The organism is Streptomyces sp. B15 (assembly GCF_018070605.1).
In the GTDB taxonomy this organism is placed as follows: Bacteria; Actinomycetota; Actinomycetes; order Streptomycetales; family Streptomycetaceae; genus Streptomyces; species Streptomyces smyrnaeus.
In genome coordinates, this window is the sequence record NZ_JAGPXJ010000001.1 from 40,486 (window position 1) to 66,752 (window position 26,267).

General features: G+C 72.1%; 23 protein-coding genes. 12 read left to right on the forward strand and 11 right to left on the reverse strand.

Going from position 1 to position 26,267, the window contains the following annotated elements:
• The first annotated feature begins 104 nt into the window (after positions 1 to 104).
• Positions 105 to 5,126, forward strand: coding sequence for a PAS domain-containing protein (locus KBY19_RS00225; protein ID WP_210964856.1), 5,022 nt, complete (start codon positions 105 to 107; stop codon positions 5,124 to 5,126).
• 213 nt (positions 5,127 to 5,339) lie between these two features.
• Here KBY19_RS00225 and KBY19_RS00230 read toward each other — a convergent pair whose 3' ends face one another.
• The 8 genes from KBY19_RS00230 to KBY19_RS00265 all read right to left on the reverse strand — a co-directional run bounded on the left by KBY19_RS00230 (position 5,340) and on the right by KBY19_RS00265 (position 12,937).
• The gene (locus tag KBY19_RS00230) at positions 5,340 to 6,998 is read right to left on the reverse strand and encodes a long-chain fatty acid--CoA ligase (protein WP_099882599.1); all 1,659 of its coding nucleotides are present in this window, start codon (positions 6,996 to 6,998) and stop codon (positions 5,340 to 5,342) included.
• A 385-nt stretch (positions 6,999 to 7,383) separates the two neighbouring features.
• Positions 7,384 to 7,992, reverse strand: coding sequence for a SigE family RNA polymerase sigma factor (locus KBY19_RS00235; protein WP_247690447.1), 609 nt, complete (start codon positions 7,990 to 7,992; stop codon positions 7,384 to 7,386).
• A gap of 212 nt (positions 7,993 to 8,204) precedes the next feature.
• Positions 8,205 to 9,341 carry a glycoside hydrolase domain-containing protein gene (locus tag KBY19_RS37135; RefSeq protein WP_282106769.1) on the reverse strand — a complete coding sequence of 379 codons (1,137 nt, stop codon included), beginning with the start codon at positions 9,339 to 9,341 and terminating at the stop codon, positions 8,205 to 8,207.
• Positions 9,342 to 9,422: 81 nt separating this feature from the next.
• Positions 9,423 to 10,583 (reverse strand): lipid-transfer protein, encoded by a 1,161-nt coding sequence (locus KBY19_RS00245; protein WP_210964857.1) that lies wholly within the window; start codon positions 10,581 to 10,583, stop codon positions 9,423 to 9,425.
• Positions 10,580 to 11,146, reverse strand: coding sequence for a MaoC family dehydratase (locus KBY19_RS00250; protein ID WP_307843408.1), 567 nt, complete (start codon positions 11,144 to 11,146; stop codon positions 10,580 to 10,582). Before KBY19_RS00250 ends, KBY19_RS00245 begins: the two co-directional genes overlap by 4 nt.
• Positions 11,147 to 11,181: 35 nt before the next feature.
• Positions 11,182 to 12,153, reverse strand: coding sequence for a bifunctional MaoC family dehydratase N-terminal/OB-fold nucleic acid binding domain-containing protein (locus tag KBY19_RS00255; protein ID WP_210964929.1), 972 nt, complete (start codon positions 12,151 to 12,153; stop codon positions 11,182 to 11,184).
• Between the two features lie 29 nt (positions 12,154 to 12,182).
• Positions 12,183 to 12,380 carry a hypothetical protein gene (locus KBY19_RS00260; RefSeq protein ID WP_210957333.1) on the reverse strand — a complete coding sequence of 66 codons (198 nt, stop codon included), beginning with the start codon at positions 12,378 to 12,380 and terminating at the stop codon, positions 12,183 to 12,185.
• A gap of 275 nt (positions 12,381 to 12,655) precedes the next feature.
• Complete coding sequence (locus tag KBY19_RS00265; RefSeq protein WP_099882605.1) at positions 12,656 to 12,937, reverse strand: hypothetical protein; 282 nt, start codon at positions 12,935 to 12,937, stop codon at positions 12,656 to 12,658.
• Positions 12,938 to 13,305: 368 nt separating this feature from the next.
• Between KBY19_RS00265 and KBY19_RS00270 the strand changes: the two genes are divergently transcribed.
• On the forward strand, positions 13,306 to 14,277 hold the full coding sequence (locus KBY19_RS00270) for a bifunctional DNA primase/polymerase (protein ID WP_210955852.1): 972 nt from the start codon (positions 13,306 to 13,308) through the stop codon (positions 14,275 to 14,277).
• A 79-nt stretch (positions 14,278 to 14,356) separates the two neighbouring features.
• Here the strand turns inward: KBY19_RS00270 and KBY19_RS00275 are convergent, their stop codons facing one another.
• Both KBY19_RS00275 and KBY19_RS00280 read right to left on the reverse strand, forming a co-directional pair.
• Entirely contained in the window at positions 14,357 to 15,010 is a 654-nt protein-coding gene (locus KBY19_RS00275; RefSeq protein ID WP_210955853.1) for a TIGR03086 family metal-binding protein, read from the reverse strand.
• Between the two features lie 299 nt (positions 15,011 to 15,309).
• On the reverse strand, positions 15,310 to 17,721 hold the full coding sequence (locus KBY19_RS00280) for an excinuclease ABC subunit UvrA (RefSeq protein WP_307843409.1): 2,412 nt from the start codon (positions 17,719 to 17,721) through the stop codon (positions 15,310 to 15,312).
• A gap of 494 nt (positions 17,722 to 18,215) precedes the next feature.
• On the opposite strand from KBY19_RS00280, the gene KBY19_RS00285 reads away from it, so the two are divergent.
• Positions 18,216 to 19,004 carry an NUDIX domain-containing protein gene (locus tag KBY19_RS00285; protein ID WP_210964859.1) on the forward strand — a complete coding sequence of 263 codons (789 nt, stop codon included), beginning with the start codon at positions 18,216 to 18,218 and terminating at the stop codon, positions 19,002 to 19,004.
• Here the strand turns inward: KBY19_RS00285 and KBY19_RS00290 are convergent.
• A complete protein-coding gene (locus tag KBY19_RS00290; protein ID WP_210964930.1) occupies positions 18,988 to 19,998 on the reverse strand; it encodes an XRE family transcriptional regulator in 1,011 nt (336 codons plus the stop codon). The two genes, KBY19_RS00285 and KBY19_RS00290, sit on opposite strands and share 17 nt — an antisense overlap.
• A gap of 999 nt (positions 19,999 to 20,997) precedes the next feature.
• Between KBY19_RS00290 and KBY19_RS00295 the strand changes: the two genes are divergently transcribed.
• The 9 genes from KBY19_RS00295 to KBY19_RS00330 all read left to right on the forward strand — a co-directional run bounded on the left by KBY19_RS00295 (position 20,998) and on the right by KBY19_RS00330 (position 26,266).
• Complete coding sequence (locus KBY19_RS00295) at positions 20,998 to 21,309, forward strand: hypothetical protein (RefSeq protein WP_210964860.1); 312 nt, start codon at positions 20,998 to 21,000, stop codon at positions 21,307 to 21,309.
• Positions 21,306 to 21,428, forward strand: coding sequence for a hypothetical protein (locus KBY19_RS37140; protein WP_282106770.1), 123 nt, complete (start codon positions 21,306 to 21,308; stop codon positions 21,426 to 21,428). Before KBY19_RS00295 ends, KBY19_RS37140 begins: the two co-directional genes overlap by 4 nt.
• Positions 21,429 to 21,764: 336 nt before the next feature.
• Positions 21,765 to 22,019 (forward strand): DUF6284 family protein, encoded by a 255-nt coding sequence (locus KBY19_RS00300; protein ID WP_210964861.1) that lies wholly within the window; start codon positions 21,765 to 21,767, stop codon positions 22,017 to 22,019.
• Positions 22,019 to 22,306, forward strand: coding sequence for a DUF6303 family protein (locus KBY19_RS00305; RefSeq protein WP_210964862.1), 288 nt, complete (start codon positions 22,019 to 22,021; stop codon positions 22,304 to 22,306). The genes KBY19_RS00300 and KBY19_RS00305 overlap by 1 nt, the downstream gene beginning before the upstream one ends.
• The gene (locus KBY19_RS00310; protein ID WP_210964863.1) at positions 22,303 to 23,307 is read left to right on the forward strand and encodes a DUF2637 domain-containing protein; all 1,005 of its coding nucleotides are present in this window, start codon (positions 22,303 to 22,305) and stop codon (positions 23,305 to 23,307) included. Before KBY19_RS00305 ends, KBY19_RS00310 begins: the two co-directional genes overlap by 4 nt.
• Positions 23,304 to 23,819 carry a hypothetical protein gene (locus tag KBY19_RS00315; protein ID WP_210964864.1) on the forward strand — a complete coding sequence of 172 codons (516 nt, stop codon included), beginning with the start codon at positions 23,304 to 23,306 and terminating at the stop codon, positions 23,817 to 23,819. The genes KBY19_RS00310 and KBY19_RS00315 overlap by 4 nt, the downstream gene beginning before the upstream one ends.
• Before the next feature lie 154 nt (positions 23,820 to 23,973).
• Positions 23,974 to 24,315 carry an RRQRL motif-containing zinc-binding protein gene (locus tag KBY19_RS00320; protein WP_210964865.1) on the forward strand — a complete coding sequence of 114 codons (342 nt, stop codon included), beginning with the start codon at positions 23,974 to 23,976 and terminating at the stop codon, positions 24,313 to 24,315.
• 20 nt (positions 24,316 to 24,335) lie between these two features.
• Entirely contained in the window at positions 24,336 to 24,551 is a 216-nt protein-coding gene (locus KBY19_RS00325) for a hypothetical protein (protein WP_210964866.1), read from the forward strand.
• A gap of 92 nt (positions 24,552 to 24,643) precedes the next feature.
• The gene (locus KBY19_RS00330; protein WP_210964867.1) at positions 24,644 to 26,266 is read left to right on the forward strand and encodes a hypothetical protein; all 1,623 of its coding nucleotides are present in this window, start codon (positions 24,644 to 24,646) and stop codon (positions 26,264 to 26,266) included.
• The last annotated feature ends 1 nt before the right edge of the window (position 26,267 follow it).

Consider the following 26,267-nt stretch of genomic DNA (forward strand, 5'->3'; position numbering starts at 1 on the left):
CCGGGGTGAACGGCAGACTGGCAGCCGTGACCTGACCGGACCAACAGGGAAGAAACGGGCGGAAGGTCACGAGCACCTGAGGTCAGCAGGAGGGAATTGTCGCCGTGAGCAGCAGGCCATCCCGAGGCGCTGCTCGCCTCGCCGCCATACTCGACGCACTGCCCGACGCGCTCCTCCTGGTGAACTGCAACGGCACAGTGGTGAACGCCAACGCCATCGCGTTGGAGACCTTCGAGACGCCGGGCACGGCGCTGGTGGGGCGTGGACTGCTCGACCTGCTGCCCGAGTTCGACTCGAAGCGCATCCCGGGCTCGATGCGGCGGCCGGACGAGGCCGCACAGACGCAGGGCCGCCAGAAGCCGACCCGGATGGTGGCGCGGCGTACGGACGGCAGCGAGTTCCCGGTCGAGGTGACCAGCGCCAACCTCGAGGACGGAAGGACGCCGTACGCCTCCGCGTTCGAGGCCGCCTTCGCCGACCATCCGGGCGGTGGCGGTTACACGGGCGACGAACTGCTGATGCTCGTCGTACGCGATCTGACCGGCACCCTGGACACCGAGGCCGAACTGGCGCGGCAGCAGCGTCAGACGGAGATGATCCTGCGCGCCGCCTCGGAGGGCGTCGTAGGGGTGGACGCCGAGGGGCGGGTGGTGCTCGTCAATCCGGCGGCGGCCCAGATCCTCGGCTACCGCGCCAGCGACCTCGGCGGCCGGCAGTTGCACCCCCTCGTGCACCACTCACGCCCCGACGGCAGCCCCCTCCCGTTCGAGGAGACCCCGCTGGCCGACACCCTGCGCTCGGGCCGCAAGCACCGGGTGCGGGCCGGGCAGGTGCTGTGGGCGAAGGACGGGCAGGCGGTGCCGGTCGACATGACGACGGCACCGGTGCGGGACGGCGAACAGCTGGTAGGCGCGGTATTGACGTTCGCCGACCGGCGTCCGTACGACGCCGTAGCGGCCAGGCAGACGCAGTTGCGCGCCGTACTGGAGGAGTCGCTGCGCGGTCCGCTGGAGGAGTTGCGCCAGGAGCTGTCCGGGCTGACCTCCGACCCGGCGGCGCAGCTGTGGCCGGAGGCGAACCAGATCCTCCACCATCTGTCGGCGGGCTACGCCCGGATGACGACGCTGGTCGACAACGTCCTCGGCTACCAGCGGCTGGATACCGGCCAGGAGCGGCTGCGGACCGAGCCGGTGCCGATGGACGCGGTGGTCTCCGCCGGTGTCGAGGGTGCCACCGAGCTGATCGGCCCGGGGCGCGCCCAGTTCGCCGTGCACGCGCCGCCCATCGAGGCCGAGGTGGACCCGGAACGGCTCGCTGTGGCGCTGGCGCATCTGATCGCGGATGTGGCGGGTGTGGACGCGACGGGTCGTACGACCGCGGCGCCGCCGCCCGGCGTCGACCCGACGATCGTGGTCGCCGCCGCCCAGCGCGGCGAGGTCGTACGCGTCGAGGTGCGCGGCCCGCACAGCGGCGGCAGCCGGGTGCACGAGCCGCTGGTGCGCGGCATCGTCACCCGGCACGGCGGCGTTCTCCAGACGCATGAGGTGCCCGGCTCGGCGGGCGGCAGCGCGTATGTGCTGGAGGTCCCGGTGAAGGCGGTCGGCAACACGACGCGCCAGTCCGGCAGCCGGGCCCGCAGGACCGGCCCGGGCGACACCAGCGGTACGGACAGCACGGGCGGCGGCATCGGTGCCGACACCATGGGCGGCGGTATCGGTGCCGACGGCACGGGCGGCGGTATCGGTGCCGACGGCACGGGCGGCTCGGGCCGGCACGACCGGGACGGTTCGACCGGCGCGGGCCGCTCCACAGGTGGCCGTGCGGCGAGCGGTGGCGACTCGACGGGCGGCGGCCACGCGCGCGGGCGGAGCGGGAGCCACGCCCGGGGCGGCAGCCGCTCCCCCGGGAACGGCTCGCAGGGCGGCGAGGACGGGGCCTTCGGGGTGCCGAGCGTCGTGCCCGGTACCGAGCGCGGCGAGACGACGGTGATGCCGGTGCCGTCCGCCCCGGCGCGGGGGACGGCGGGGCACGCGCAGGAGAGCGGCGACGGAGGTCATGGCGCGGGCCCGGACCCGGCCGGACAGGCCGGACAGGCCGGACAGGTACAGCAGGCCGGGCAGACGCAGCAAACACGGCAGGCCGGGGGTGCGGAGCGCGGGCAGGGCACCGGCGAGGGTGTGTCGGCGACCGCTCTGGAGCCGGTGGCGGACCCACGGCAGTCGGCGGGCGCGCTCGCTCCGGTGCCCGACCCTCGGCAGAGCTTCGAACTGGGGCCGGGACCGTCCGCGGCCACCGGCACCGGTGGTGGCCACGGTGACGGTGACGGCCCCCATGGCGGTCACGGTGACGGTGGCGGTCACAGTGACGGTGGCGGTCACAGTGACGGTGGTGGCCAGGCTCGGCATGAAGCGGGACCGCGTGCGCTGGGCCCCGCGCGCCCTACCGCGGGAAGCGAACAGCCGGGAGCCGGTACGCATCCGGCCCCGCTGCCCGCGGAGCACCCGTCGGCCGCGCCGCACGGCCGTCCGATCGCCCCGGTCCCCGCACAGGGAGCCCCGTACCAGCAGGCCCAGTACGGAGAAGGCGCGTACGAGGACGCTGCGGCCATGCCCCGGCCCACCGGGCGACGGCGTGGACGGCCGAGCCCGGCCGAGCAGCACGAGCAGGCGGCCGTCGGCGGACAGCCCGGCGCCCGTACCGCGTCCGGTGCTCTCGAACTCCCCTCGGGCGGAACAGGCGGCTCGGAAAGCTCAGGAGAAGGCGTGCCCGCGACCGTGCCCGCGCAGGGCTCGGGTCGGCGTGCGCGACGCGCGCTGGGCGAGCGCGCGGAGGACCCACACACCTCCGGGCACTCCTCCGCGCCCCCGTCTCCGGACGCGGAGACAGCTCAGGACGGCCTGGCGGCGCAGGTACCGAGTCAGCAGGAAGCGGGCGGCGCGGAGAGCGGACAGCCCGGGGAGGTCGGGGAGGCCTCCGGTGGTCTGGAGCTGACGCCTGCCGGGGGAGGACGCCGGGCACGGCGCATCGCGGCCGCCCGCGCGCGGGCGCAGGCGGAGGCCGCGGCCCAGCAGGGCCCGCACCACGCGCCGTTCGCCCTCCCACCCGCTCCCTCGCAGGAGGGCCCTTCGTCGGCGGAGGCGGAGCAAGCCGCCCCGTCGGACCCGGTCTACGACCCGTACGCCGCACAGGCCGCGAGCAGTGCCATGCCAGGCGGGATGCCGCCCGCGACCTCCGAGGGGGGCGCGAACACGGACGCGGGCGCCCCCGAGGCGCAACAGGAGAGCGGCCCCCCGCAGCGGGGGGATTCCTCCGTCGTCGCCGCCAGTCCGATCCTGGGCGGCGGAGCTCTGCAACAGCCACAGACACAGACACAGGCACCACAGAGTCAGCAGGGCCGGCAGGAACAGCAGAGCCGGCAGGAACAGCACGGGCAGGCCGGACAGCCCGGCCAGCCAGGTCGGCAGGACGCGCCCTCCGGCCCGTACGGCGCCGAACCCGGCCCTCGCGTACGAACGCTGGGGCAGGGTGTGCCGTTCGCCGAGCGGATGGCGGAGCAGACGGCTGCCGCTCAGCAGTGGCCTCCGGCGCAGTCCACGACACCGTCGGCCACTTCCGCCATACCGTCCACCCCCTCCAGCCCTTCCACACCGTCCGCCACCGGCAATCCGCCCACTCCGGCTGCTCCGGCGGGAGCGGCACCGCCTCCCGGCTCCGGCCGTCGCCGGAAGCTGGCGACGCCGGAGGAGCGGGCGCAGGGCGGCGCGCCTTCCGGTCCGCCCCGGAGCGACACCGCCCAGTCGGCCGAGGCCCCGCACACCGGGTCACAGGGCGGACGGGACGGACAGTCCGGTTCCGCACCGGGGCAGGTCGGGCACGGTGCGATCCCGGCGGAGCAGGCCGCTCCGCCGGGGGCAGCCCCCACCGGTCGGCCGCAGCCCGGCTCACCGATGGCGACCGCGCCCGGACAGGCTCAGCCGTGGACTGCCGGGCCCGGGCAGGCGGACCAGGGCGCTCAGCACGGAGCCGCAGGGAATCCGCCGGGGCAGCTGCCGGGACCGGTAGCCGGCCAGGCCCCGGGGCAGTTGCCCGGGGCCGGTCCCGCACCGGATGCGGCCCCCCGCTCGCAGGCGCAGCCCCCGGCGCTACGACAGCCACCCGGCCAGGAACAGGGACCCGGGCAGGGGCCCGGACAGGGGCAGGGGGCCGGGCAGCCCGGTCCGATGCCGGGGCCGATGCCCATGCCTCGGCCCGGTCCTCAGGAGTTCACCGTCGGTTCGTCCGGCGGCGCACCGGGTACCGAGGTGACCGAGGGGCCGGAGCCGCTGGACGGGCCGGACAGTCCCGTGGAGATGACGGACGGGCGGGGCTTCGGTGTGCCGCCGCACGCCATGGACGACGAGCTGCCGCCCGAGCCGCTCGACAACCCGCGGCGGTTGCTGGTCTGGCCGGAGCCGGACGTCTCCACCCAGCAGGCGCTCTCCGAACGCGGCTACCGTCCCGTACTGGTGCACTCGCGCGAGGAGGTGGACGCGCAGATCGCGGCCTACCCCGCCGCGCTGTTCGTCGACCCGCTGACGGGGCCGATCACCAGGACGGCGCTGCAGTCGCTGCGGACGGCGGCGGTCGCGGCCGAGGTACCCGTACTGGTGACTGCGGGGCTGGGGCAGGCCACCCGCGAGGCCGCCTACGGTGCCGATCCCGCTGTGCTGCTGAAGGCACTGGCCCCGCGCGACAGCGAGCAGCATCCGCCCAGGGTGCTGCTGGTCGAGGAGCAGCAGGCGATCGCCGCGGCACTCGCGGCGACCCTGGAGCGGCGCGGTATGCAGGTCGCGCACGCGCCGACGGACTCGGAGGCGGTGCATGTGGCCGGCCAGATCCGGCCGAACCTCGTCGTGATGGACCTGATGCAGGTACGGCGGCGGCGCGCCGGGATCATCGACTGGCTGCGGGTGAACGGGATGCTCAACCGCACCCCGTTCGTCGTCTACACCTCGGCCGACCTGGACCCCGGCGAACTGCCGCGGCTGGCTTCGGGCGAGACGGTGCTGTTCCTGGCCGAGCGGTCCACCAGTCCGGAGGTGCAGTCGCGGATCGTCGACCTGCTGACGAAGATCGGCGCACACTGACCGGCCGCCGGAACGCGCGGCCGAGCCCGCAGCCGCGCCCGGGGCGAACCCAGGGCGCTAGGGCCGCGCCCGGGGGCGCCCCAGGGCCGCGCCCGGCGGTGCCGGAGCCTCCAGGCCCAAGGCCTCATGGCACCGACCACGCCTCCGGAGCAGGCACGGCTCCCGTGTCCGGCAAAGGCGCGGCTCCCGCGTTCCGGCAGCGGCGCGTCGGTTTCAGCCCAGCTTGGTCACCTCCAGCTCGCCCGCCGCGTACTGGCGGCGCAGTACCTTCTTGTCGAACTTCCCCACGCTCGTCTTCGGTACGACGTCGAGGGTGACCCAGCGCTCGGGGAGCTGCCAGCGGGCGATGGTCTTGCCGAGGAAGGTGCGCAGTTCCTCGTAGGGGACGGGGTCGTGGCCCTCCTTGAAGACGACGCCGGCCAGCGGGCGCTCTCCCCACTTCTCGTCGGTGACGGCGACGACGGCGGCCTCCGCGACCGCCTCGTGCGCCATCAGCGCGTTCTCCAGCTCGACGGAGGAGATCCACTCGCCGCCGGACTTGATGACGTCCTTGGCGCGGTCGGTGAGCGTCAGATAGCCGTCCGGACTGATGACGCCGACATCGCCGGTGCGCAGCCAGCCGTCCGGGCTGAACTTCTCCTCGGGGAGCAGCGGCTCCTCGCCCACCCCGCCGAAGTAGGCGGCGGCGATCCACGGGCCGCGCACCTCCAGTTCGCCCGGCGAGGCGCCGTCCCAGGGTGCGAAGCCGCCGCCCGGGGCCGCCAGCCGGGCCTCCACACCGGCGGGGAAGCGGCCCTGGGTGATCCGGTACGGCCACTCCTCCTCCGGGGTGAGGCCACCGGGCGGGTGGGCGAGGCTGCCCAGCGGGGAGGTCTCGGTCATCCCCCAGGCGTGGCAGACCCGTACACCGTGCAGGTCCTCGAAGGCCCGCATCATGCTCGGTGGGCAGGCGGAGCCGCCGATGGTGACGGTCTTGAGGCTGGAGATGTCGCGCGGGGTGGCGGCCAGCTCCTCCAGCAGGCCCTGCCAGATGACGGGGACGGCGGCGGCGTGGGTGGGCCGTTCGGCCGCGATCATCTCGGCGAGCGGCGCGGGCTGCAGGAAGCGGTCGGGCATCAGCATGCTGACGCCGGTCATGAAGACGGCGTGCGGCAGTCCCCAGGCGTTCACATGGAACATCGGGACGACCGGAAGCGTGGTGTCGGCGGTGGTCAGGCCCATCGACTCGGCCATGTTGACCTGCATGGAGTGCAGATAGACCGAGCGGTGCGAGTAGACGACACCCTTGGGGTCACCGGTGGTGCCGGAGGTGTAGCACATGGCCGCTGCGGCGCGCTCGTCCAGCTCAGGCCAGTCGTAGGAGGTGGGGCGCCCGGCCAGCAGTTGCTCGTACTCGTGCACCTGTGGGGTGCAGCCCTCCAGCACCGAGGTGTCGCCCGGGCCGACGACGACGACGTGCTCGACCGTCTGCAGACGGGGCAGCAGCGGCGCCAGCAGGGGCAGCAGGGTGCCGTTGACGAGGATGACGCGATCGGCCGCGTGGTTGACGATGAAGACGAGCTGTTCGGCGGGCAGCCGCAGATTGAGGGTGTGGAGTACGGCGCCCATGGAGGGGATCGCGAAGTACGCCTCGACATGGGACGAGTTGTTCCACATGAGTGTGGCGACCCGGTCCTCCGCGCCTGTGCCCAGCTCGTCGCGGAGGGCGTGCGCGAGCTGTGCGGCGCGCTCGCCGGTCGCACGGAACGTGGTGCGGTGCGGCTCCGCCTCGCCTGTCCACGTGGTGATCCGCGCGTCCCCGTGAACGGTCATCCCGTGGCGCAGGATGCGCGAGATGGTCAGCGGTACGTCGTCCTGCATCGTGCTCAGCACCGGGGCCTCCCCTTGAGCGGTGGATACGCGGAGCAGACGCATGCCGCGTGCGGTCACGCACGGGCGTGCCCGCCGGGAGCGGTCACGCGCAGGTGCGGTCGTACGCACGGGTAATGCGCCGGTTTCGCGGAAGCCTGCCACCGACCGCTCGGTATGTCACGGGGTCCTGTCCCGATCCGTACCCGATAGTTGTCCGCTGCTGGCCCGATCCGTGACCGACCCTTGCCCGGTCCGCCCCCACTCCCTCTCCTCGCCCGGTGCCCGGCCGATCCGGCCGGTCATCGCTCTGGCCCGGCTCCGGACCCGCCCCGCCCCGCCCCGCCCCGCCGCCGATCCGGTGCCGTACACGACGGCGCCGTCGACGTCGACAGCGACAACAGCGCCCTCAGGCCGCCAGGGGCTCCTGGTCCAGGGAGCCGTGCCCCGCCCCGCGTCCGTCCACGCGCCCGTCCGCACGTCCGTCCACGGGGGCGTCCGCGCGGACGTCCGCTGCCAGCTGCGGGTCCTCCCGCAGCTTGGCCAGGGCACGCGAGACGGCGCTCTTGACCGTGCCGACGGAGACCCCGAGCACCTCGGCCGTCTGGATCTCGCTCAGGTCCTCGTAGTAGCGCAGCACCACCATGGCGCGCTGCCGGGCGGGCAGCTTGAGCACGGCACGCCACATGGCGTCCCGTACGGCCTGCTGCTCGGCGGGGTCGGGGGCGGGCAGCGGGTCGGGCTCCGGCAACTCCTCGCAGGAGAACTCGTCCACCTTGCGCCTGCGCCACTGCGAGGTGCGGGTGTTGACCAGCGCCCGGCGGACGTAGCCGTCCAGCGCGCGGTGGTCCTCTATTCGCTCCCAGGCCAGATAGGTCTTGGTCAGCGCCGTCTGGAGCAGGTCCTCGGCGTCGCTGGGGTTGGCGGTCAGGGAGCGGGCCGTGCGCAGCAGCACCGGCCCCCTGGCCCGCACATAGGAGGTGAACGTCAGTGGCTGTCCCCCGGAGCCTGGCTGCATCGCAAGGGACCGCGCGTGCTTCGCATTGGTGGTCCGGGGAGTCCGAACTGTCCCAGGCGTGGTCATGGCATCCACGCTATGAGTCGCCCGGCTTCCCCGGATCGCCCCAAGGTCCCGATGCCGAGTCCGCCTCAGGGTGTAGTGGTGGTGCTAACTACACCTCCTGAAGGTGGAGAGCATCCACCAGGCGGATCAGGGTGCGCCTGGAGGCTTCATCCGACGACCGCCACCGGGGCATCCACGAGGTTCTGGTCGATGTGCACCGTGTGCCCGCCGTAGGTGCGCTTCACATTGCCCGTGTGCTGGTGGATGCGGCGGTGCGGCTGCCATGCCCGGGGATGCAGATTCTTCTCCCCGTCCACCGACGGCCGCGTCCGCCAGCGGGCGAACCACACGGCCGTGGGCAGTCCCCGCGCCCCCGCCGCTCGGGCCTTCTCCAGGTGCGCGATGCCGTAGTTGGCGCTGCTGTAGTAGCCGGCGACGTACCCCTGGGCGCGCACCGCGCTGTTCCAGCCCTGGATGAAGCGCAGCGTGGTGTCGGCGCAGCTCTTGCGCTTGTACCGGTACGCCTCCATGTCGAGGTAGACGGCGCTGCTCTTGCCCATCCCGAGATGCTGCGCCTGGCGTACCGCGTCCAGGCCCTCCCGCTTGCCCTGCCCGTAGGGGTCCTTGCTGGACATCCGGACCTTGCGCTTGTTCTTGGCGATGACGCAGGGGGACTGGGAGCCGACGTAGATCGGCAGCAGCTTCCAGCCCTGCTGGTCGACGCTGCGCACCCAGTCCGGGCTCAGATGCTTCTGCTTCGGGCACGCCCTGCCACGGCCGCCGATGTAGACACCGACGGCACCGAACGGCGAGGTCCCGTGCCACGCCCGCATGGTGGCCGCCGAGGGGGCCTGGCAGGTGTCGAAGGCGTTGCCCTGGAAGATGTGCGCCCCGAAGTCGCGGGGGTCGCCCCGCACGAGCGACGGCTGGTCCCCCGGTACACCTGCGGAGCCGGGTGCGGCCGGGTCGGCAGGCGCGTCGGGTGCGGCCGGGTCGGTCATCCCTCTCGCACCCCCAGGCTCGCCGGTGGGACCGCCGGTCGGATCACCGCCGGGGTCACCGGTCGAGGTGGCGGGCCCGCCCGGGTGGGCCGGCTCGCCCGGGGGCGGAGCGTCACCCGTCGGCGCTGTGGTGCCGTCGGCCGGGGAGGTGCCGTCCGGGGTGTCCGTCGCGGGACGGCTGGTGGCCGGGCCGGGAGGGGTGGGTTCCACACCGGAGGCGGGGACAGCGCCCCCGGTGAGCACGGTGGCGAGCGCGGCCGACAACAGGGCCGCCCGTCTCATCATCTGATTTTTGGTCGCCATGGGCCGAGTGAACGAGCCGAGACCCGTCGAGCCGGTCAGACACGCCCACCGCATGCCGGGGTTCAGCCATCTGCCCGATGCTCAACGGGTCAGCAGCAGCCCGGACGTCGGTACGCCGGTGCCCGCCGTGACGAGCACTCGCGCACAGTCGTCAACCTGGTTGACGGCAGTACCGCGTAGCTGGCGCACCGCCTCGGCGATGCCGTTCATGCCGTGCAGATACGCTTCCCCCAGCTGCCCGCCGTGCGGGTTGAGCGGCAGGGACCCCGCAGCGACGAAGTCCGCTCCTGTGCCACGCGCACAGAAGCCGAACTCCTCCAGCTGCATCAGCACGAACGGTGTGAAGTGGTCGTACAGCACGGCCACGTCGATGTCCCGCGGCCCCAGCCCGCTGGTGCGCCACAGCTGCCGCGCCACGACGCCCATCTCGGGCAGTCCGGTCAGGTCGTCGCGGTAGAAGCCCGTCATCTGCTCCTGGCCCCGGCCGGCGCCCTGTGCGGCGGCCGTGATCAGGGCGGGCCGGTGCGGCAGGTCGCGGGCGCGTTCGGCAGAGGTGACGACCAGCGCCTGGCCGCCGTCCGTCTCCTGGCAGCAGTCCAGCAGCCGCAGCGGCTCCACGATCCAGCGTGAGGCGGCGTGCTCGGCCAGGGTGAGCGGCTTGCCGTAGAAGTAGGCGGCCGGGTTGGTGGCCGCGTACTTCCTGTCCGCCACCGCGACGTGCCCGAAGACCTCGGGCGGCAGACCGTAGGTGTGCAGATAGCGCTGGGCCGCCATGGCGACCCAGGAGGCGGGTGTCAGCAGCCCGAACGGCAGCGACCAGCCGAGCGCCGCGCCCTCCGCCGACGGCTCGCGCTGCTGCACACCCGAACCGAAGCGCCGCCCGGAGCGCTCGTTGAAGGCCCGGTAGCACACGACCGTCTCCGCCAGGCCGCAGGCGACCGCCAGCGCTGCCTGCTGCACGGTCGCACAGGCCGCACCGCCCCCGTAGTGCACCCGTGAGAAGAACGACAGCTCCCCGATCCCCGCCGCCTGCGCGACGGTGATCTCGGGACTGGTGTCCATGGTGAAGGTGACCATGCCGTCCACGTCGCCCGGCGCCAGTCCGGCGTCCTCCAGGGCCGCCCGCACGGCTTCCACGGCGAGCTTCAGCTCGCTGCGCCCCGAGTCCTTGGAGAACTCTGTCGCACCGATGCCGACGACGGCAGCACGGCCGCCGAGAGCGTCGGCCTTCCGGAGGCTCATGCGGTGCCACCTCCCGGCTCGGCTTCCCGCTCGGCCGCATGATCGGCTGTCCGCTTCGGTGTACGGGCCGACGGGGGAGCGTCCTGCTGCCCGGTCGGGGACTCCCGGAGGGTGACGGTGACCGTGCCGGTGACGTGGTCACCGAGCCGGTTGGTGCCCCGTACGACGATCTCGACAGTGGCGCCTTCGCCCTCCGGTGCGTCAGGGGCCGGAGGCGTGACTGCGGTGACGTGTCCGGACAGTGCCATGGTGTCGCCCGGATAGTTGGGCGCCCCCAGGCGGACGGCGACCTTGCGCAGCACGGCGTACGGACCCGCCCATCCGACGACGTACCTGCCCACCAGTCCGTTGGTCGTCAGGATGTTCATGAAGATGTCGGGGGAGCCCTTGTGGTGTGCCTCCTCGGTGTCGTGGTGCACGTCCTGGAAGTCCCGCGAGGCCAGGGCGCCGGAGACGATGAGGGTGCGGGTCACCGGGATCTCCAACGGCGGCAACTGGTCGCCCTCCTCCGGCCCCGCCGACGGCATGGCCGGAGTGCGTGAACGAGCGTCGGTGTGTGACATCGGAACTCCTGCCTCCCTTCGACGACGCTTGCCGGTCAGGTGGATCGGGCCGCTCCACGGAAGACGGGCAGCTCCAGGTCGTCGTCCACCCGCAGGAACTCCAGCTCGACCGGCATCCCGATCCGCACCTGGTCGTGGCGCACCCCGGTCACGTTGCTGATGACCCGCACCCCTTCGTCGAGCTCGACCAACGCCACCGCGTACGGCGGGTCGAAGGCCGGGAAGGGCGGGTGGTGCATGACGACGTACGAATAGACGGTGCCGTGTCCGGAGGCCGCGACGGCCCGCCACTCGGCGGATCCGCAGGCGTTGCAGCCGGGCAGCCACGGGAAGCGCGGAACCGCGCACGTCGCGCAGCGCTGGAAGAGGAGCTGGTGCCGCTGGACGCCTTCCCAGAAGCCCGCGTTGTCCCGGTTGACGACGGGCCGGGGCCGCAGCGGCATCCCCTGCGGCCTCTCCGGCCGGCTTTCCCGTGCCCTGTCGGCGGCGGAGCCCGATGCGCCCGTCCGACGCCGCGCCGGGCGGTACTTGAGGATCCGGAAGCGGTGCGTTCCGGCGAGTGCGGGACCGACCCGCACCTCCATCCGTGTCGTCACGAAGTAGCCGGTGCCCAGCTTGGTCGTCTTGCGGGGGGAGACGGAGTCGATCACCGCGTCGAAGGTGATCTCGTCCCCGGGACGCAACGGACGCATGTATTCCTGTTCGCAGTCGCTCGCGACGACCGAGCTGTAGCCCGCACCGTCCAGCGTGGCGAGCAGTTCTCCGTACGCCCCCGAACGGCCGGAGTCAGGCCCCGCGAGACCGGCCATCGTCCAGACCTGGAGCATCGTCGCGGGCGCCGAGCCGTCGGGCGGTACGGGGTGGCCCAGCGCCTCGCACCAGTGCCGGATCATCGGCTCGTTGACCGGGTCCCGGCCGGGCGCCGAGGCAGCCGCCGGTCGGCCCGCGTACGCGCACAGCCGCTCGTACAGCGCGTCGGGCTCATCGGTCTCCCTCTCACCGGGCACCGCCCGTGCCCCGGCACCGTTCCCGGCGCTCACCGCCGCGCCCGCCGCATGCCGAGCCGCATCGTGGCGCCGCTCTCCAGTGGAACCTCGCGCACTCCGCCACCGGACATGTCGAACCGGGCTGCTGCGGCTTTGTTCAGCCGTACGGGCCGGGGCACCGACGCGCAGACGTACGCGCGCGATCCGGCGCGGAAGCGGTGCTGTGGCTCCTTCAGGACAGGACGCATTATCTGACTGTCCGTCAGCTTCAGAGCAGTGTCAACAGCCGGTGGCGTCGACAGTCGGCGGCGCCACCGGTCGGCGGTACCAACAGCCGGCAGTGCCAGCGGCCGCGCGGCAAAGACGCAGAGACGACCGTGGGCCCCCCCCCACAGCGTCGCGGGCCCACGGCCTCAGCCCATCCCCATGAGCGTCCGGCCCTTCGGGCCGGTTGACCCGTCTGTCCGTCTTCCGTCAGTTCGTCCGGCCGTCTCCCGTCAGCTCCCGGCCGTCGGCCGGCCGGTCACCACAGGTTGCGGAAGACGATGGTGGCGGTCTCGTTGTGCGTCTCGTTGACCTGGTTCACGACAGCGCCGTTTCCGTTGACGGTGGCGTTGTTGGCGTTGTTGGTGTTGTTCCCGTTGCCCACCGCGCCCTGCACCTGAGCGCTGGAGCTCGCGTTGGAGTTCGATCCGTCGTCCGCGAGGGAGCCGTTGTCCGCCTGTGCCACGCCGGACATGACGGCGACAGCGAACGGAAGGGCGGCGGTGGCCGCGATGACGCGGGCGGTACGGATGCGTGCCATGTTCATTCCTCCAGGAATGGTAAGTGCGCCCCGAGGGACGCTGCACCGGAAGTGCGTTGCTGCCGCAGACAGTTGGCCTGCTGCCTCCGGCTTCGCTTGCGACGTCGCGGGTCCAGAGTTGCCCAAGGCGACGGGCACGGATTCGCCCAGGCCGCATCTTTCCCCCGCACGTATGACGACGTGTCGATAAACCTCCCGTACGCCCCCAACGCCACCCTTTCCACCCTTCACTCCCCGTCCGCCGCACCACCGCACTCACGACCGCGCTCACGCGCGCGTGCGATACGGGGAAACGCGGGTGCGACACGAGGAAAAGACGAGCCCCTCAGGGCCTTTTCGGCTCCGAACTGCCGTACGACGCTGGAGGGATGGGCTCCCTCGCTCTCGCGCACGCACTGGCCGCCGCCGAACGGGGACTCGCCGTGCTGCCGCTCTCCCGCACCAAGCTCCCGGCTCTGCGCTCGCCGCACCGCGCACACGGTCTGCCGCACGCCGCCCCGCGCTCCCCCGCCACCCCGGGCCACCCCCCACCGGGCCGCCCGGACGAATCCACGGCGCCCCCGGAGCGCCCCTGTCGCGGCGAGTGCGGACTGCTCGGTCACGGCGTGTACGACGCCACGTCCGAACCCGCCCGGGTGCGCGCCCTCTTCGCCGCCGCGCCGTGGGCCACCGGTTACGGAATCGCCTGCGGCCGCCCGCCGCTGCACCTTCTCGGGCTCGATCTCGACGTGAAGCACGGCATCGACCCGCTGGGCGCCCTCGAACGGCTCGCCGCCGCACACGGCTTCGTGGTTCCGGCGACCACCACGGTGCTCACTCCCAGCGGAGGCCGCCATCTGTGGCTGCGCGGCCCGGCCGACACAGCGGTACCCAACTCGGTGGGACGGCTGGCCCCCGGTATCGATGTACGCGGCACGGGCGGCTATCTCGTCGGGCCGGGCTCCGTCACCACAGGCGGCACCTACCGGCTCGCCCCCGGCCGGGGAACCATGCCGCCCGCACCCGTGCCCCCGGCGCTGCTCGCTCTGCTGCTGCCGCCTCCCCTGGAGCGCGACGACAGGCCGGGCGGCAGGGCCGCGACGGGAGGGAGAAGCGGCTCTCAGGGGCCGGGCGGATCGGACGACGGCGCCGCGCTGGTGCGCTTCGTCCGGGGCGCACCAGTGGGCCAGCGCAACGCACGGCTGTTCTGGGCCGCCTGCCGGGCCTACGAGAACGGCCGGGGCGACAGCCTTGCGGAGCCCTTGATCCGGGCGGCCCTCGCCCTCGGCCTGCCGGAGCAGGAGGCCCGCTCGACCGTCGCCTCAGCGGCCCGCCACGCGGGACGGCTCGCCCCGGGGTAGACCGTGGTCGCGCCCCCGCGGGCGGCCCGAGGGCTGCCCGCGGGGCGGGCGGAAGGGATGCGGGGCGTAGCCGGAGGCGTCACGCGGCGGTAGCGTGCCACCCCGGGTCCCGGCCGGCGAGGCCCACCACCTGGTCGAGCAGTGGAGCGTCCTTGGCGACATGGACGATCTGCCCGAAGATCCCTTGTTCCCCGTCCTCCTCGACAGCGCCCGCCAGGAAGCCGTGGACTGCCCGCAGACTCTCCTCGTCCACGTCGTAGTGCTGACCGGTGGCCCGCGCCAGATCCCAGCCGTGCACGACGAGTTCGTCCAGCGTGACCAGACCGCCCTCCGTACCCGTCAGGGTGAAACCGCCCGCCTGGGTGGTGCCCGTCCAGGCGCCCGGTGCCGACCAGGCGACCGCCAGATCGGCGAGCTGGTGCGGCAGTCGCTCGCGCCAGTCGTCCGGCAGGGGCTGATCCCCCGCACTGCCCGGCGCGGCTGCGGTGACCTCCCCCAACTCCTTGCGCGCCGTGTACTGCAGCCCCACAGCGAGGTTCCCGATGTGCCGCAGCAGGTCGCGTACGGCGAACTCCGTGCAGGGGGTGGGGCCGTCGAGCTGGGCGTCCTCCACCCGGGTCACGAGGGCCGCCGTGCGGCGCGCCGCGGGGCGCAGATCGACGGGCGCGTCCGCGCCCCCTCCCGGACCGGCCCCGATGCCCGTGCCCGGCGCGCTGTTCCCACCGTCCGTCATATCGCTCGCCTCCTGCTCCGCAGACCCACGCTGCCGCCCGCACATCCGAGCCGCCCGTGGAGTCCTGCAGGCACTCGTAGGGGCCCCTAGGCACTCCGCAAGGCCTCGTAGGCACCGCAAGGTCCCGAAGGTCCCGTAGGCCCCGTAAGGCGCTCGTAGACAACAGCCTCCGTGGATACGGACCATCCGGCACGGCGGAACTCATCACCCGGCGGGTCGTCACCCGGTCACTGCCCCTCCCATCAAGCCGACCCGATCGCTGCCGGGACGGCTCGTCCGCTCCCCTGCTGGCGTGGCCGTCACTCGGGCAGGGCGCGCCGCAGATACTCCGCCGTATGGGTGTCGGCGGTCCGCGCCAGTTCTTCGGGCGACCCGGCGAAGACGACCTGCCCGCCGTTCGCGCCCGCTTCCGGACCGATGTCGATCACATGGTCGGCGTGCTTGACCACATCCAGGTCGTGTTCGACCACGACGACCGTGTTGCCCGCGTCCACCAGCCGGTCGAGCAGCGCCAGCAGTGCCTCCACGTCGGCCATGTGCAGTCCGGTGGTGGGCTCGTCGAAGACATAGATGCTGCCGGTCTCGTGCAGTCGATGAGCAAGCTTGATCCGCTGGCGTTCACCACCGGACAGATGCGAAAGCGGTCGCCCGAGCGTCAGATATCCCAGGCCGACCTCGCTCAGCGGACCCAGTCTGCGCCGTACGACCCGAGCCCCCTGGCCGGCCCCTCCGGCCTGGTCGGCCTGGTCGGCCTGGTCGGCCTGGTCGGCCTGGTCGGCCTGGTCGGCGAAGTGTTCCAGCGCCTCGTCGACCGTCATCGCCAGCAGGTCGACGACGTTCTTGCCCGCCATCCGGTACGAGAGAACGTCCTCCCGGAAGCGCCGCCCCTCGCACACCTCGCACACGGTGGTCACCGGGTCCATGAACGCCATGTCCATGGTGACCGTGCCGCGCCCCTGGCAGCCGGGGCAGGCGCCGGTGGAGTTGAAGCTGAACAGTCCCGGTTCCACACCGTGTGCCCGGGCGAACATCCGCCGGATCGGCTCCCAGGTTTCCGTATACGTCGCAGGGGTCGAGCGGGGCGAGATACCGACCGCCGACTGATCGAGAACGATCGCTTCGGGATACGCGTCGGCGAAGACACCCGTCACCAGGGTGCTCTTGCCGGACCCTGCCACCCCCGTCACCGCGGTCAGCACTCCGGCCGGGATGTCCGCGCTCACCTGGCGCAGGTTGTGCAGGGAAGCGCCCCGCACGGGCAGCACCCCCGTGGGCGTTCTGCGCCGCGCCGAAGGCTTGAGGCCCTTACGGGTACGGAAATGCTCCCCCGTGAGCGTTCCACTCCGCTCCAACCGCTCCACGCTGCCCTCGAACACGATCTCCCCGCCGTGCGCGCCGGCGCCCGGCCCCATGTCGATCACATGGTCGGCCAGCGCGATCACGTCCCGGTCGTGTTCGACGATCACCACGGTGTTGCCCTTGTCGCACAGCGCCCGCAACAGCCCGCCGAGTCGGTCGACGTCGCGGGCGTGCAGTCCGACGCTGGGCTCGTCGAACAGATACGTCATGCCGGTGAAGCTGCTGCCCAGATGCCGTACCGTCTTCAGCCGCTGCCCCTCGCCGCCCGACAGCGTCCGGGTGGGCCTGTCCAGCGTCAGATAGCCCAGCCCCACCGCGTCGATCCGCCGCAGGGCTGCCGATGCGGCCGCCACAGCGGGCCCGCCCACGGGGTCGCGCGCCACCTTGGCGTCCGCCAGCCACCCCACCAACTCCCGGATCTCCCAGGTGCACAGGTCAGCCAGCGACTGCCCTTCGATACGGGAGGTCAGGGCGCGCTCGTTCAGCCGCGCGCCCTGACAGTCCGGGCACACGCCCTCACTCACCACCCGCTCGGCGTGCTTGCGGTCCCGCTCGCTCAGCGATTCGAGCCCGGGTTTGATGAAACGGCGGGTGAAGCGGGGCACCAGCCCCTCGTAGTCGTTCACCGCGATGGACGGCGGCGCGTCGTCGCCGTGCGGACGGTGCGGCCGCTGGGTCCGGAATCCGCCGCCGTACAGCAGCAGCTCACGCTCGTCCGGCGAGTAGTCGCGCAGCGGCTTGTCCGGGGCGAACAGCAGCTCGGCGTCCTCCCAGACGGGGGTGGCGGCGCCGTCGTACCGCGTGACCTCCGCATAGCGCTTCCAGTAGTTCGTCCCCACCGCGAAGGCCGGGTGCCGGATCGCGCCCTCGTTGAGCGACTTCGACTCGTCCAGCAGCTTGTCCGGATCCAGCCGCACCGTCCGCCCAAGACCCTGGCAGCCCGGGCACATGCCCTGCGGATCGTTGAACGAGTACATGTTCGAGAGCCCCGCGCTGGGCTCACCACAGCGCGAGAACAGCACCCGCAGCACCGGATTGACCTCGGTCATCGTTCCCACGGTCGACCGGGCCCCACCGCCGACCGGCTTCTGGTCCACGATGATCGCGGGCGTCAGATTCTCCACGAACTCGAACTTCGGCCGCTCGAACCGCGGCAACCGGTTCCGCAGGAACCACGGGAAGACCTCGTTCAGCTGCCGCTGCGACTCCACCGCCAGGGTGTCGAAGACCAGCGACGACTTCCCCGAGCCGGACACCCCCGTCACCACCGTCAGCCGTCCCGACGGCACCCGTAGCGTCACCCCTCGCAGGTTGTTCTCCCGCCCCCCGCGTACCACCAGCTCCCCGCGCACCGCACTCTCCTCCGCTCCGCGCTCATGGCCGAGCGGCCAGCCTGCCCCCGAAACCAGACACGTTCTGTCTGCTTTTCTCATGGCCCGAGAGCGCACCGGTCGACAGGGCGCGAAAACCACGAGTAGGGGCGCCACGCTGCGGCGTGGCGCCCCTACTCTGCTGCTTCTTTGCTGCTACTGCTGCTTCTCTGTTGCGGCGTTCGCGCTGCCCGCAGTGATCCTGCGGTGCTATCGCCAGTGCGGAGGCGGTGGGATTTGAACCCACGGAGGTGTTGCCACCTCTACGGTTTTCAAGAGCGATGCGGCCGAAGTGGCATTTCGCGCTCTGAGCTGCGGCTTCTTCCTCGCCGGAGTCGTGGAGTGCGCACCGTGGCCCGCCACTGGCCCACAGCCCCTCGGATTTGGAGGTTCGGCCGATGAAGACCGCCAGCAGTAGCAGGCCCCCGGCTCGGTACGCTGGTATGCACCACTTCAGAACGGAGAGTGCTCCGCGGATGGGACCGAAGACGGCCAAGGTCTACGAGACGCTTCGCGCGCGGCTCGCCTCCGGCGAGTTCCGCGCCGGCGACAAGCTGCCCTCCGAACGAACTCTCGTGGAAGAGCTCGGCATCGGTCGGACTGCGCTTCGGCAAGTGCTGGCACGGCTCGTCTCGGAGGGTTCCTTGGAGGTTCGAGGCAGGAGCTCCTACCGGGTACCCGGCGCCGTGAGCGTCGCGCCGCCCGAGGGGCTGGAACCATGGCGCATCCACGGTGAGCGGGACCTTTACGACAACCGATGGGTCAAGCTCCAACTCTGGGACGTGGAGCCGCCCGGCATGGAGCGCTTCGAGCATCACGTGGTCAAGCTCCACCACGTCGCCATCACGGCGATTCTGGATGACCAGGACCGCGTGCTGATGATGTGGCGGTACCGCTTCGTCCCGCAGCAGTGGGGTTGGGAGCTGCCCGGCGGCATCGTTGACGAGGGGGAAGACCCTGCCGATACAGCGCTGCGGGAAGTCGTGGAGGAAACCGGCTGGCAGCCCAAGGAGCTGGAGCACGTCGTCACCTATCAGCCCATGGTCGGCATGGTCGACTCGCCTCACGAGATTTTCGTCGGCCATGGAGCCGAGCAGGTGGGCTCACCCACGGACCTTGAGGAAGCGGGCCACATCGAATGGGTGCCGCTGGCGGACATCCCCGGGCTGATGTCCCGCGGCGAACTGATGGGCTCCGGGACGCTCGTTGCCCTACTGCACATTTTGGCGAATCGCGGCAGGTACGGGCTTACACCCGCGCGCTGAGCTGGTCGATACGGCGTCGTTGGCGAACCGAGCCCGTACGGTTCGCCAACAGCCGTGCCTTCCGCAGGTGAGCATCGGCATCGTCGTACTCGGCTCGCACCAGGTGCGCCTGCGCGAGGTCAGCGTGTAGCCCGGCCTGGGCCCGGACAAAAGTCGGATCAACCACGTCTAGGGCCCCGTACAGGCTGGTCACGGCTTCAGTGTCGCCCAGGAGGGCCAGAACGTTGCCGCGCCACCGGGCCAGGTGAGCGCCGTTGAGGAAGATGCTCAGCATGTCGGGATCCCGAGCGTCGGGGCCAGGCGGAATGCTCGCTGCGGCACGGTCAAGGGCCCGTTGGCAGTCGTCCGGTAGGCCCGCATGAGCACACAGTTCCGCCTCAGCCGCGTGCAACCAGGCTCGAAGGCGAGGTGATCCAGCCTGGCCGAGGGTCCGTTGGGCGTCGCGCACCAAGTCCAGACCAAGCGACGGCCGGCCAGCCTCGCACAGAACGTATGCCTGCTCCCCCATTGCGTGAGCCAGGTACATGGGCTCTTCCGCGTCGCGCGCCGCCCGCTTCGCAAGCTCGTAGTGCCGCCAAGCGCGTTCCACCGCTCCCGCGTCGATTGCCTGCCAAGCGGCAAGCGTCGACGCTCCCGCCAGTGCAAGGGCAACAGGTCGACGCGTGCTGGGCAGGACGGCGAAGTTGAGGGCGTCTTCCAAGGCTGAGAGATGTCCAGCCATCTGGTCTACCAGCCCGGCTGCGCCCCTCTCCCTGTCCATGGTCCGCAGGAGTTCGGTCTGGTCGTTGAACGCCTTCACCATCGACTCGCTGACGCTGCTGGCTGAGTCGATCCTGCTGAGTAGTTCGTCGTAGCCGTCGGCCGTTGCAGGCCCAGGTGCGGGCGCGCCGTCCCCACGCAACTCTGCGTCTGTGACGCCGAGAAGCTGCCGCAGGATCGCCGCATAGCGATCCGAGAGCGTGCGCTTGTCGTTCTCCCACTCCGACACGTACACACGCAAACTCGCCGTGGACGCAACGTCGGTGACGTGCCGTCGGGCGTGCAGCTCGATCTCGCGAACCAGTCGGTCCTGCGACCAGCCACGGGCAGCACGTGCCTTCTTCAGTCCTGTGCTCACAGGGCACCGCCAGGCATCGAATCCCCTCACTGACTTTCTCAGCATGCCTCACATTCCCGCAGGTCAACAGGGGTTAACAGCAACGAAGTTAAGAGCTGTTGGCTACCGGCACCCCTGCGCTGAGCGGTCTTCTGGAAGTGCACCAGGGCGGACGGCCTCCGCTCGAATCGGTGAAGCCGCTTGACTCTGGTGCGCACCAGTTGCATTCTACTGGTGCGCACCAGATGAGCGCAGGCGGAGCGATCCGCCTGCACCGCTGGCGCGGGCAACGCCCGGAGGGCCCCGTGAAACGGGTCCGAAGGAAGCGTCTGTTCGTTGAAAACTCCACAGTGACCTCAGAGGACGGGGCGTGGTCCCCGTCCCCCGCAACGGCCCGGGTGATGGCCGCCGGCGGCCACTTCGTGGCAGGCGAACCTGTCCTGTCCGCGTGCCAGCTCTGGAGAACACCCATCGGGATCATCCCTTCATCACTGGAGGTCAGCCCCTTGGGTGCCACCTGGTGCGCGCCGCCCTGCTGGCGTCAGAGCAGCGACGATGACGCACCCGAATCTCCCGGCTCGGGACCGGTGCGCCGTGGCAACGGGGCGCCGGTGAAGCCGTGTCCCTGCGATCTGCGGGAGGTCGGTGTGTACCGACGACATACCAGGGCGCCGCCGTGATGGACCGGCCGACGGCGCCGAAGGACGACCCGGTCCGCCTCTCCCTAGTCCGCGGCCTTCACCGCGGCCGGTTGCCTCCTCCGCCCGTCCGGGGCCGCGTGCTACGCGGTCGCGTACGGGCGGGGCTGAGGGGAGCCGGAAGGGCTTCACAAAAAGACGTCGCCCGAAGCTGCAACTTCGGGCGACGGAGAGACAGGCACCTGAATAGGAGGCACCTGTGTCCTCGATCATTGCTGCTCCCGCGTCCGGGAGCAAGCGAGTCGCCACCCCGGTGGATGTGCTGCTGCGGCGAGCGTCGGAGGGACTGATGGCCGGCATGCTGCGCGGCGGACTCCCGCCGCGGATCGACGTCGCCGGGTTCCTGGCCCGCTACGCCCGTCGCCTGCATGGCACGGACCGGGCGGCGGCGGCCCGCACTCTCGCCGTGGCGATGGGACGGCTGGGCTGCACCCGCGGCCCGCTGCCTACGCGGGTTCTGGCGGACCGGCTGCACCACGTTCTGCGGGCCCGGGCGGGTGAGGCTGCGTGAAGTCCATCAGCCGAGCACTCACGCACCTGACCGACGAGGAGCGGGAGGAGCTGTCGCGTCAGGTACGCGAGGCCAACGAGCGGTCCGAGCAGGACGCGCAGGTGCGTGGCAATGGCTGAGCCCGAGCCGCAGCACGAGCGCGTCCCCGACGGCCAGGAAGAGAAGACCCCGCCGGACCAGCGCACTCCCGGCGGCTCCCTGTAGCCGCAGCGGCTGTCCCTGCCCACACACCCCACATATCGGAGGCGCGGTCGGGGACAGCCGGGTGCCGGTTCTCATTTCTACACAGCCCCGACGGTCGCAGGCCGGGTTCGACTCCCGGCCGGGGCACCAGGCTGCCTCCCGGCGAGCCGGGCTGACGCCATTGCGTCGGCCATTCCCCTGCGACGGCGCGGCCCCGGTGTGGCACCACCGGGGCCGCTGTTGGGCCGTCGAACCCGGAAGGAATACGACCCATGACGAACCGTACTGTCCGACACCTGACCGTGGTGCGCGGTGGTGATGACGGTCCTTCGGCTGCCGAGCTGGACGCCATTGAGGCCGAGATGCCCGTCATCGCCGCTGAGGTGGAGTTGCTGGACGCGCAGATCGCTGTGCTGGACCGCACGCCGAGCGAGGTGGACGGTCAGCGTCTCCGCCGGGCCCGGCGCCGACTGCTGGTCGCCCGGCGGGACCTGGCCAACCAGTGCAGCGCGCCGGAGGTGGCCTGATGGCGGAGACGTTCACCGCGCAGATGTCCAACGTCCCCGATGGCACCTGGCGGCTGTATGTCGTCCGGTACAACACCACCGCCCCGTGGCCGGAGTACCGGTTCGAGCAGACCCAGCCGCCGACGTTCACCGACCGGATCGAAGCGTTCAACCTGCTGGGGTTCGAGCCGGTTCCGGGCGCTGGATGGACGTGGGTGGAGGACCGCCAGGACCCGGATGATGCCGCGTCGCCGGTGGTGCTGATCGCCGCCATCCGGGTGCGTTCATGCTCGGGGGTGGTCGCGTGAACGGCACTCACGTCCGTTCAGCGGAACGCGCGTTGTCGGTCGGGACGTGGCTGATCGTGGCCGGGGCGATGCTCTACTCGATCCTCACGGTCACCCCGCTCGCTGCGGCCCACACACCGGATGAGTGGGACTGGACGGCGCCGATTCTGCCGCTGGTGGTGGACGCTGCGGTGGTCATCGTCGTCCGGCTGGACGCGGTGCTGGCCCGCCTGGGCGGCCAGGGTGGCCGCTGGCCGGTGGTGCTGCGCTGGATGACCGGCGGCATGACCCTCGCGCTCAACGTCGCCGACTCGGCCCTGAAAAAGGACCTGGTGGGCGTCGCCGTCCATGCGGTGGCGCCGCTGCTGCTGATCGTGACCGCCGAGACCGGTCTGGCCTACCGCCGGGCCATCACCGCCGCTGTGACCGCGCTGGAGGCCCAGCGCCGGGCCGAGCAGGCCGAGCGGGAGCAGGCGGCCACACAGCGGCGTGAGGCCGCCGCACGGCAGGCCCGCGAGGAACGCGAGCACACGGCCATGCTGGCGCGTGAACAGCGTGAGCACGAGGCCCGGATGGCGCGCGAGCAGGCCGAGCGCGAGGAGCGGGCGCGGCGCGAGGAACGCGAACGCGAGGAAGCCCAGCGCCGGGCCGAGGAGCAGGAGCGTGAACGCCAGCAGCGGGAGCGTGAACAGGCCCGGATCGAGCGTGAACGCCGTGAGCGCGAGGAGGCCCAGCGCCGTGAACAGGCGGCGCGGGAGCGAGCCGAGCGTGAACGCCGTGAGGCTGCCGAGCGGCAGGAGCGGGCCGAGCGTGAACGCGCCGCCCTGCTGGCGGCCGGCCCCGCAGTCGAGAAGCAGCCCGAGCAGCAGGCCCGCCACACCGTGCAGGCCGCATTCGCCGCTGGGCTTTCGGTGCGTCAGGCGGCCGAGCTGTGCGGCTGGTCGGTCGGCTGGGTCTCCACCCGCTACCAGGAACTGCGCGAGACCGAGACGACCCCCGCCTTGGAAGGAGCGTCGGCATGATCACCCTCGTCCGCGCCCGCACCCTGAACGCCCTGCGCTCCGGTCTCTCGGAGGCGGAATCGGCGGCTGCCGCCGCCCGCGAGGAAGCTGAGCAGCGCCGGGCGGAAAGTCGGCACAGCGCCGACTCCGCAATCCGGGCCGAACTGGTCGTCGAAGAGCTGCGTGGCGCGCTCGCCCGCAGCCGGGCGGATGCCGCCCGGCTTGAGGGTGAGCTGGAAGCCCTGCGTGCCCAGTCCCTGCTCGACACCGAGGACCGGCAGGCGCTGCGGACGCTGCTGCGCATCACCAGGAAGCACAGCGCCCAGGCCGACCGCGTCTACGTCCTCTTCCACCAAGGGCAGCTGCACAGTGTGCACGCCACCTTGGAGGCCGCCGAATCCGCAGCCGAAGCCGAGGGTGCGCCCCGCTCGGGATGGACCACACACACGCCCGGGGCCGCTCTGCTCCCGGCCGCCGAGGTCACCTGGCGGGTGCAGCCGCTCCCCCTCGGAGGAGCGGGGGTGGCCGCATGAGCGACGTGCTCTACTGCGGCCACTGGGACCGCACTGGTCGCCGGTTTTGCGCCTCCACGCGTGGTGTGCGTCTGGTCCGGCTCGGGTTCCGCTGCCCGCAGCACGCCGCCCAGGCCGCGCCACCGGCGCGCTCCGTGCAGAAGCCCGAGTCGCCGTGAGTCAGACGCTGCCGGTCTTCCCGTGGCGCTGCGCTCCGGACGGCTACGCCACCTACCGCCAGCTGCGCGCCATGGGCCTACGGCCCGGCGGACAGGACGTGGCGGCGGTCATCGAACGGCCCCGCCGCCGGCGCGAACCGCTGGTGGCCTACCTGTACCGCATCGAGCTGGCGAAGCCGGTGCGGCCGATGACGGCTGCGAAGCGCGCGGCGCTGGCCAGGGCAGACGCCGCTCAGCGCCGCTGCCCCGGCTGCGGTATCGACCGCGGCTACCGCATCCCCCGATCCCTCGGTGTCTGCGCCTGGTGCGCGGACGCCCCGGCGGCTTTGGCCGCCTGACCCGCGGAAGGGAAAACCCCATGTCCGAGCAGGGCACGCACCACTTCGTCATGAGTGTCCAAAAGCCGCAGGCCGGTGGTTTCGCGATGGCCACCTGGTCCGGCGACTTCACGCCCCCGCCCGGGTCGACGCGCCGGGACGCCTACGGGTGGCTGTGCGAGCAGTTCGACCGCGAGTACCCCGACCTGGCCCGCGGCGTCGTCATCTTCTTCTCCCTGGAGCCCAACAAGCTCTGACCCGTTCAAATCGCCCCTCTGCGAGGGCCCGGCCGCCCCACCTCCTACAGCGTGCGGCCGGGCCCTCTTCTCCTGAAAGGAGTGCTCCCAGCATGACCGAGACCACGACGCAGGCGGTAGAGCGGCAGGGGACAGCCGCCCCGCCTCCCGAGACGCCGCCGCCCACCCCGGCACCGGTGGAACAGACAGGCAAGCAGGTGGCGCACACGCCGGGTGGCTACCCGGTACTGCCGCTGACCCTTTCGGGCGCGAACAGCGCCGTCGGGCTGGTCGGCGCTGCGGGCCTGTCCGGTGGCCCGGTAGCCGCTGCCGGGGCCGCTGCCGGCGCGGCGCTGATCGGTGCGGTGGCCACCGCCCGCACCAAGGCCAAGAAGCGCATCCGCAGCGCCACCGCCCCGAGTGGCTCCACACCGCGCGGGGCCCGTGGCCGCGGCGCTTTGGGAAGCTCGCGCGGTGGCGGGCTGGGCGGGAGTCGAGCAGGCTCCCGCAGCGGCGGCGGCGCTGGCGGTCGCCGCGGTGCGGGCAAGTCGCCTGCGGCCGGTGGCCGCTCCGGTGGTGGCGCGTCCGGCGCCGGGCGCCGCGGCTCCCCGACGACGCGCGCTGGGCGTGCTGCCGGAAGTCTCTCGCCCCGCAAAGCCGGTGCTGGTGCGGGTAAGGCCGGCGGGCGCCCGCGCGGTGGTGCGTCGGCCGGTGGGCGGTCCCCGGGTGGTGGCCGTGCTGGGCAGGTGCGCGCGCTGCGGGCGGACAAGGCCCGCAACACGCCGTCGCGTTCGGCCGCCCGGAAGCAGCAGACCCGCGACCGGCGCAACGTCGCCGACGCCCGCCGCCAGGCCAAACAGACAGCGCGCGCGGCCAAGGCCGCCGCCAACGGTGGCCGCGGGCCCCTGGGGCGTGGCGCCGCACGGATGGGCCGGAAGGCTGCTGCCACCGCCCGGTGGGCGGTGGGCAAGGCCCGGCAGCAGCGCGACCGGGCCAACGACCGCGATGTGGCCGTGAAGCGGTCGGCGGTGCGTAAGGCCCCTGCCCGCCGGGCTGCCCGGTGGGCGCTGCTGAAGTCGGCCGCCCGCTTCCACGGGCGCCGCATCCTCGCCGCCCTGCTGGCCGGTGTGGTCGGCACGGCCGGGTTCGTGTCCTCCCCGCTGGGCCGCAAGCTCGGCATTCCCGCCCTCGTCCACCCCGGACGGCGCCTCTACCGCCGCCTGGTGGCGTCCGCCCGCGGCTCCCGTATCGAACGGGACGCGGCGATCCGCGAGCGGCTGCGCGAGGCGGAAGCCGCAGCCGACGCCGCCCCGGAAGACGAGATCAAGGACCGGGTGGAGCGTCCCACCCACCTCACGCCCCGTATCCCCGCTGCCCCGATGGAGATTCGCGTGTCTGGTTTCAAGTTCGAAGAGGCCGCCGCCGAGATGGAGCAGGCCGCCCGCACCTACGACCCCGACGGAAACATGGAGGTCGTGGCCATGGTCGACAACCTCCCTCAGGCCATGGAGTCCATCGCCAAGACGTTCCTGACCCTGGCCGAGCGCGCCGATGGCGAGTTCGCCTTCGAGAAGGACGTCGCCAACGCCTTCGACGACATCTACAAGACCCTCATGGACGCCGTGGACGCCGCGGAAGACCTGACCAAGACCTTCCGGCAGGTGCACGAGGCCGACATCGCCCGCCACGAGGACCCCCGCAACGGCACCGAAGCCGAGAAGGGCTGGAACGTCTGAG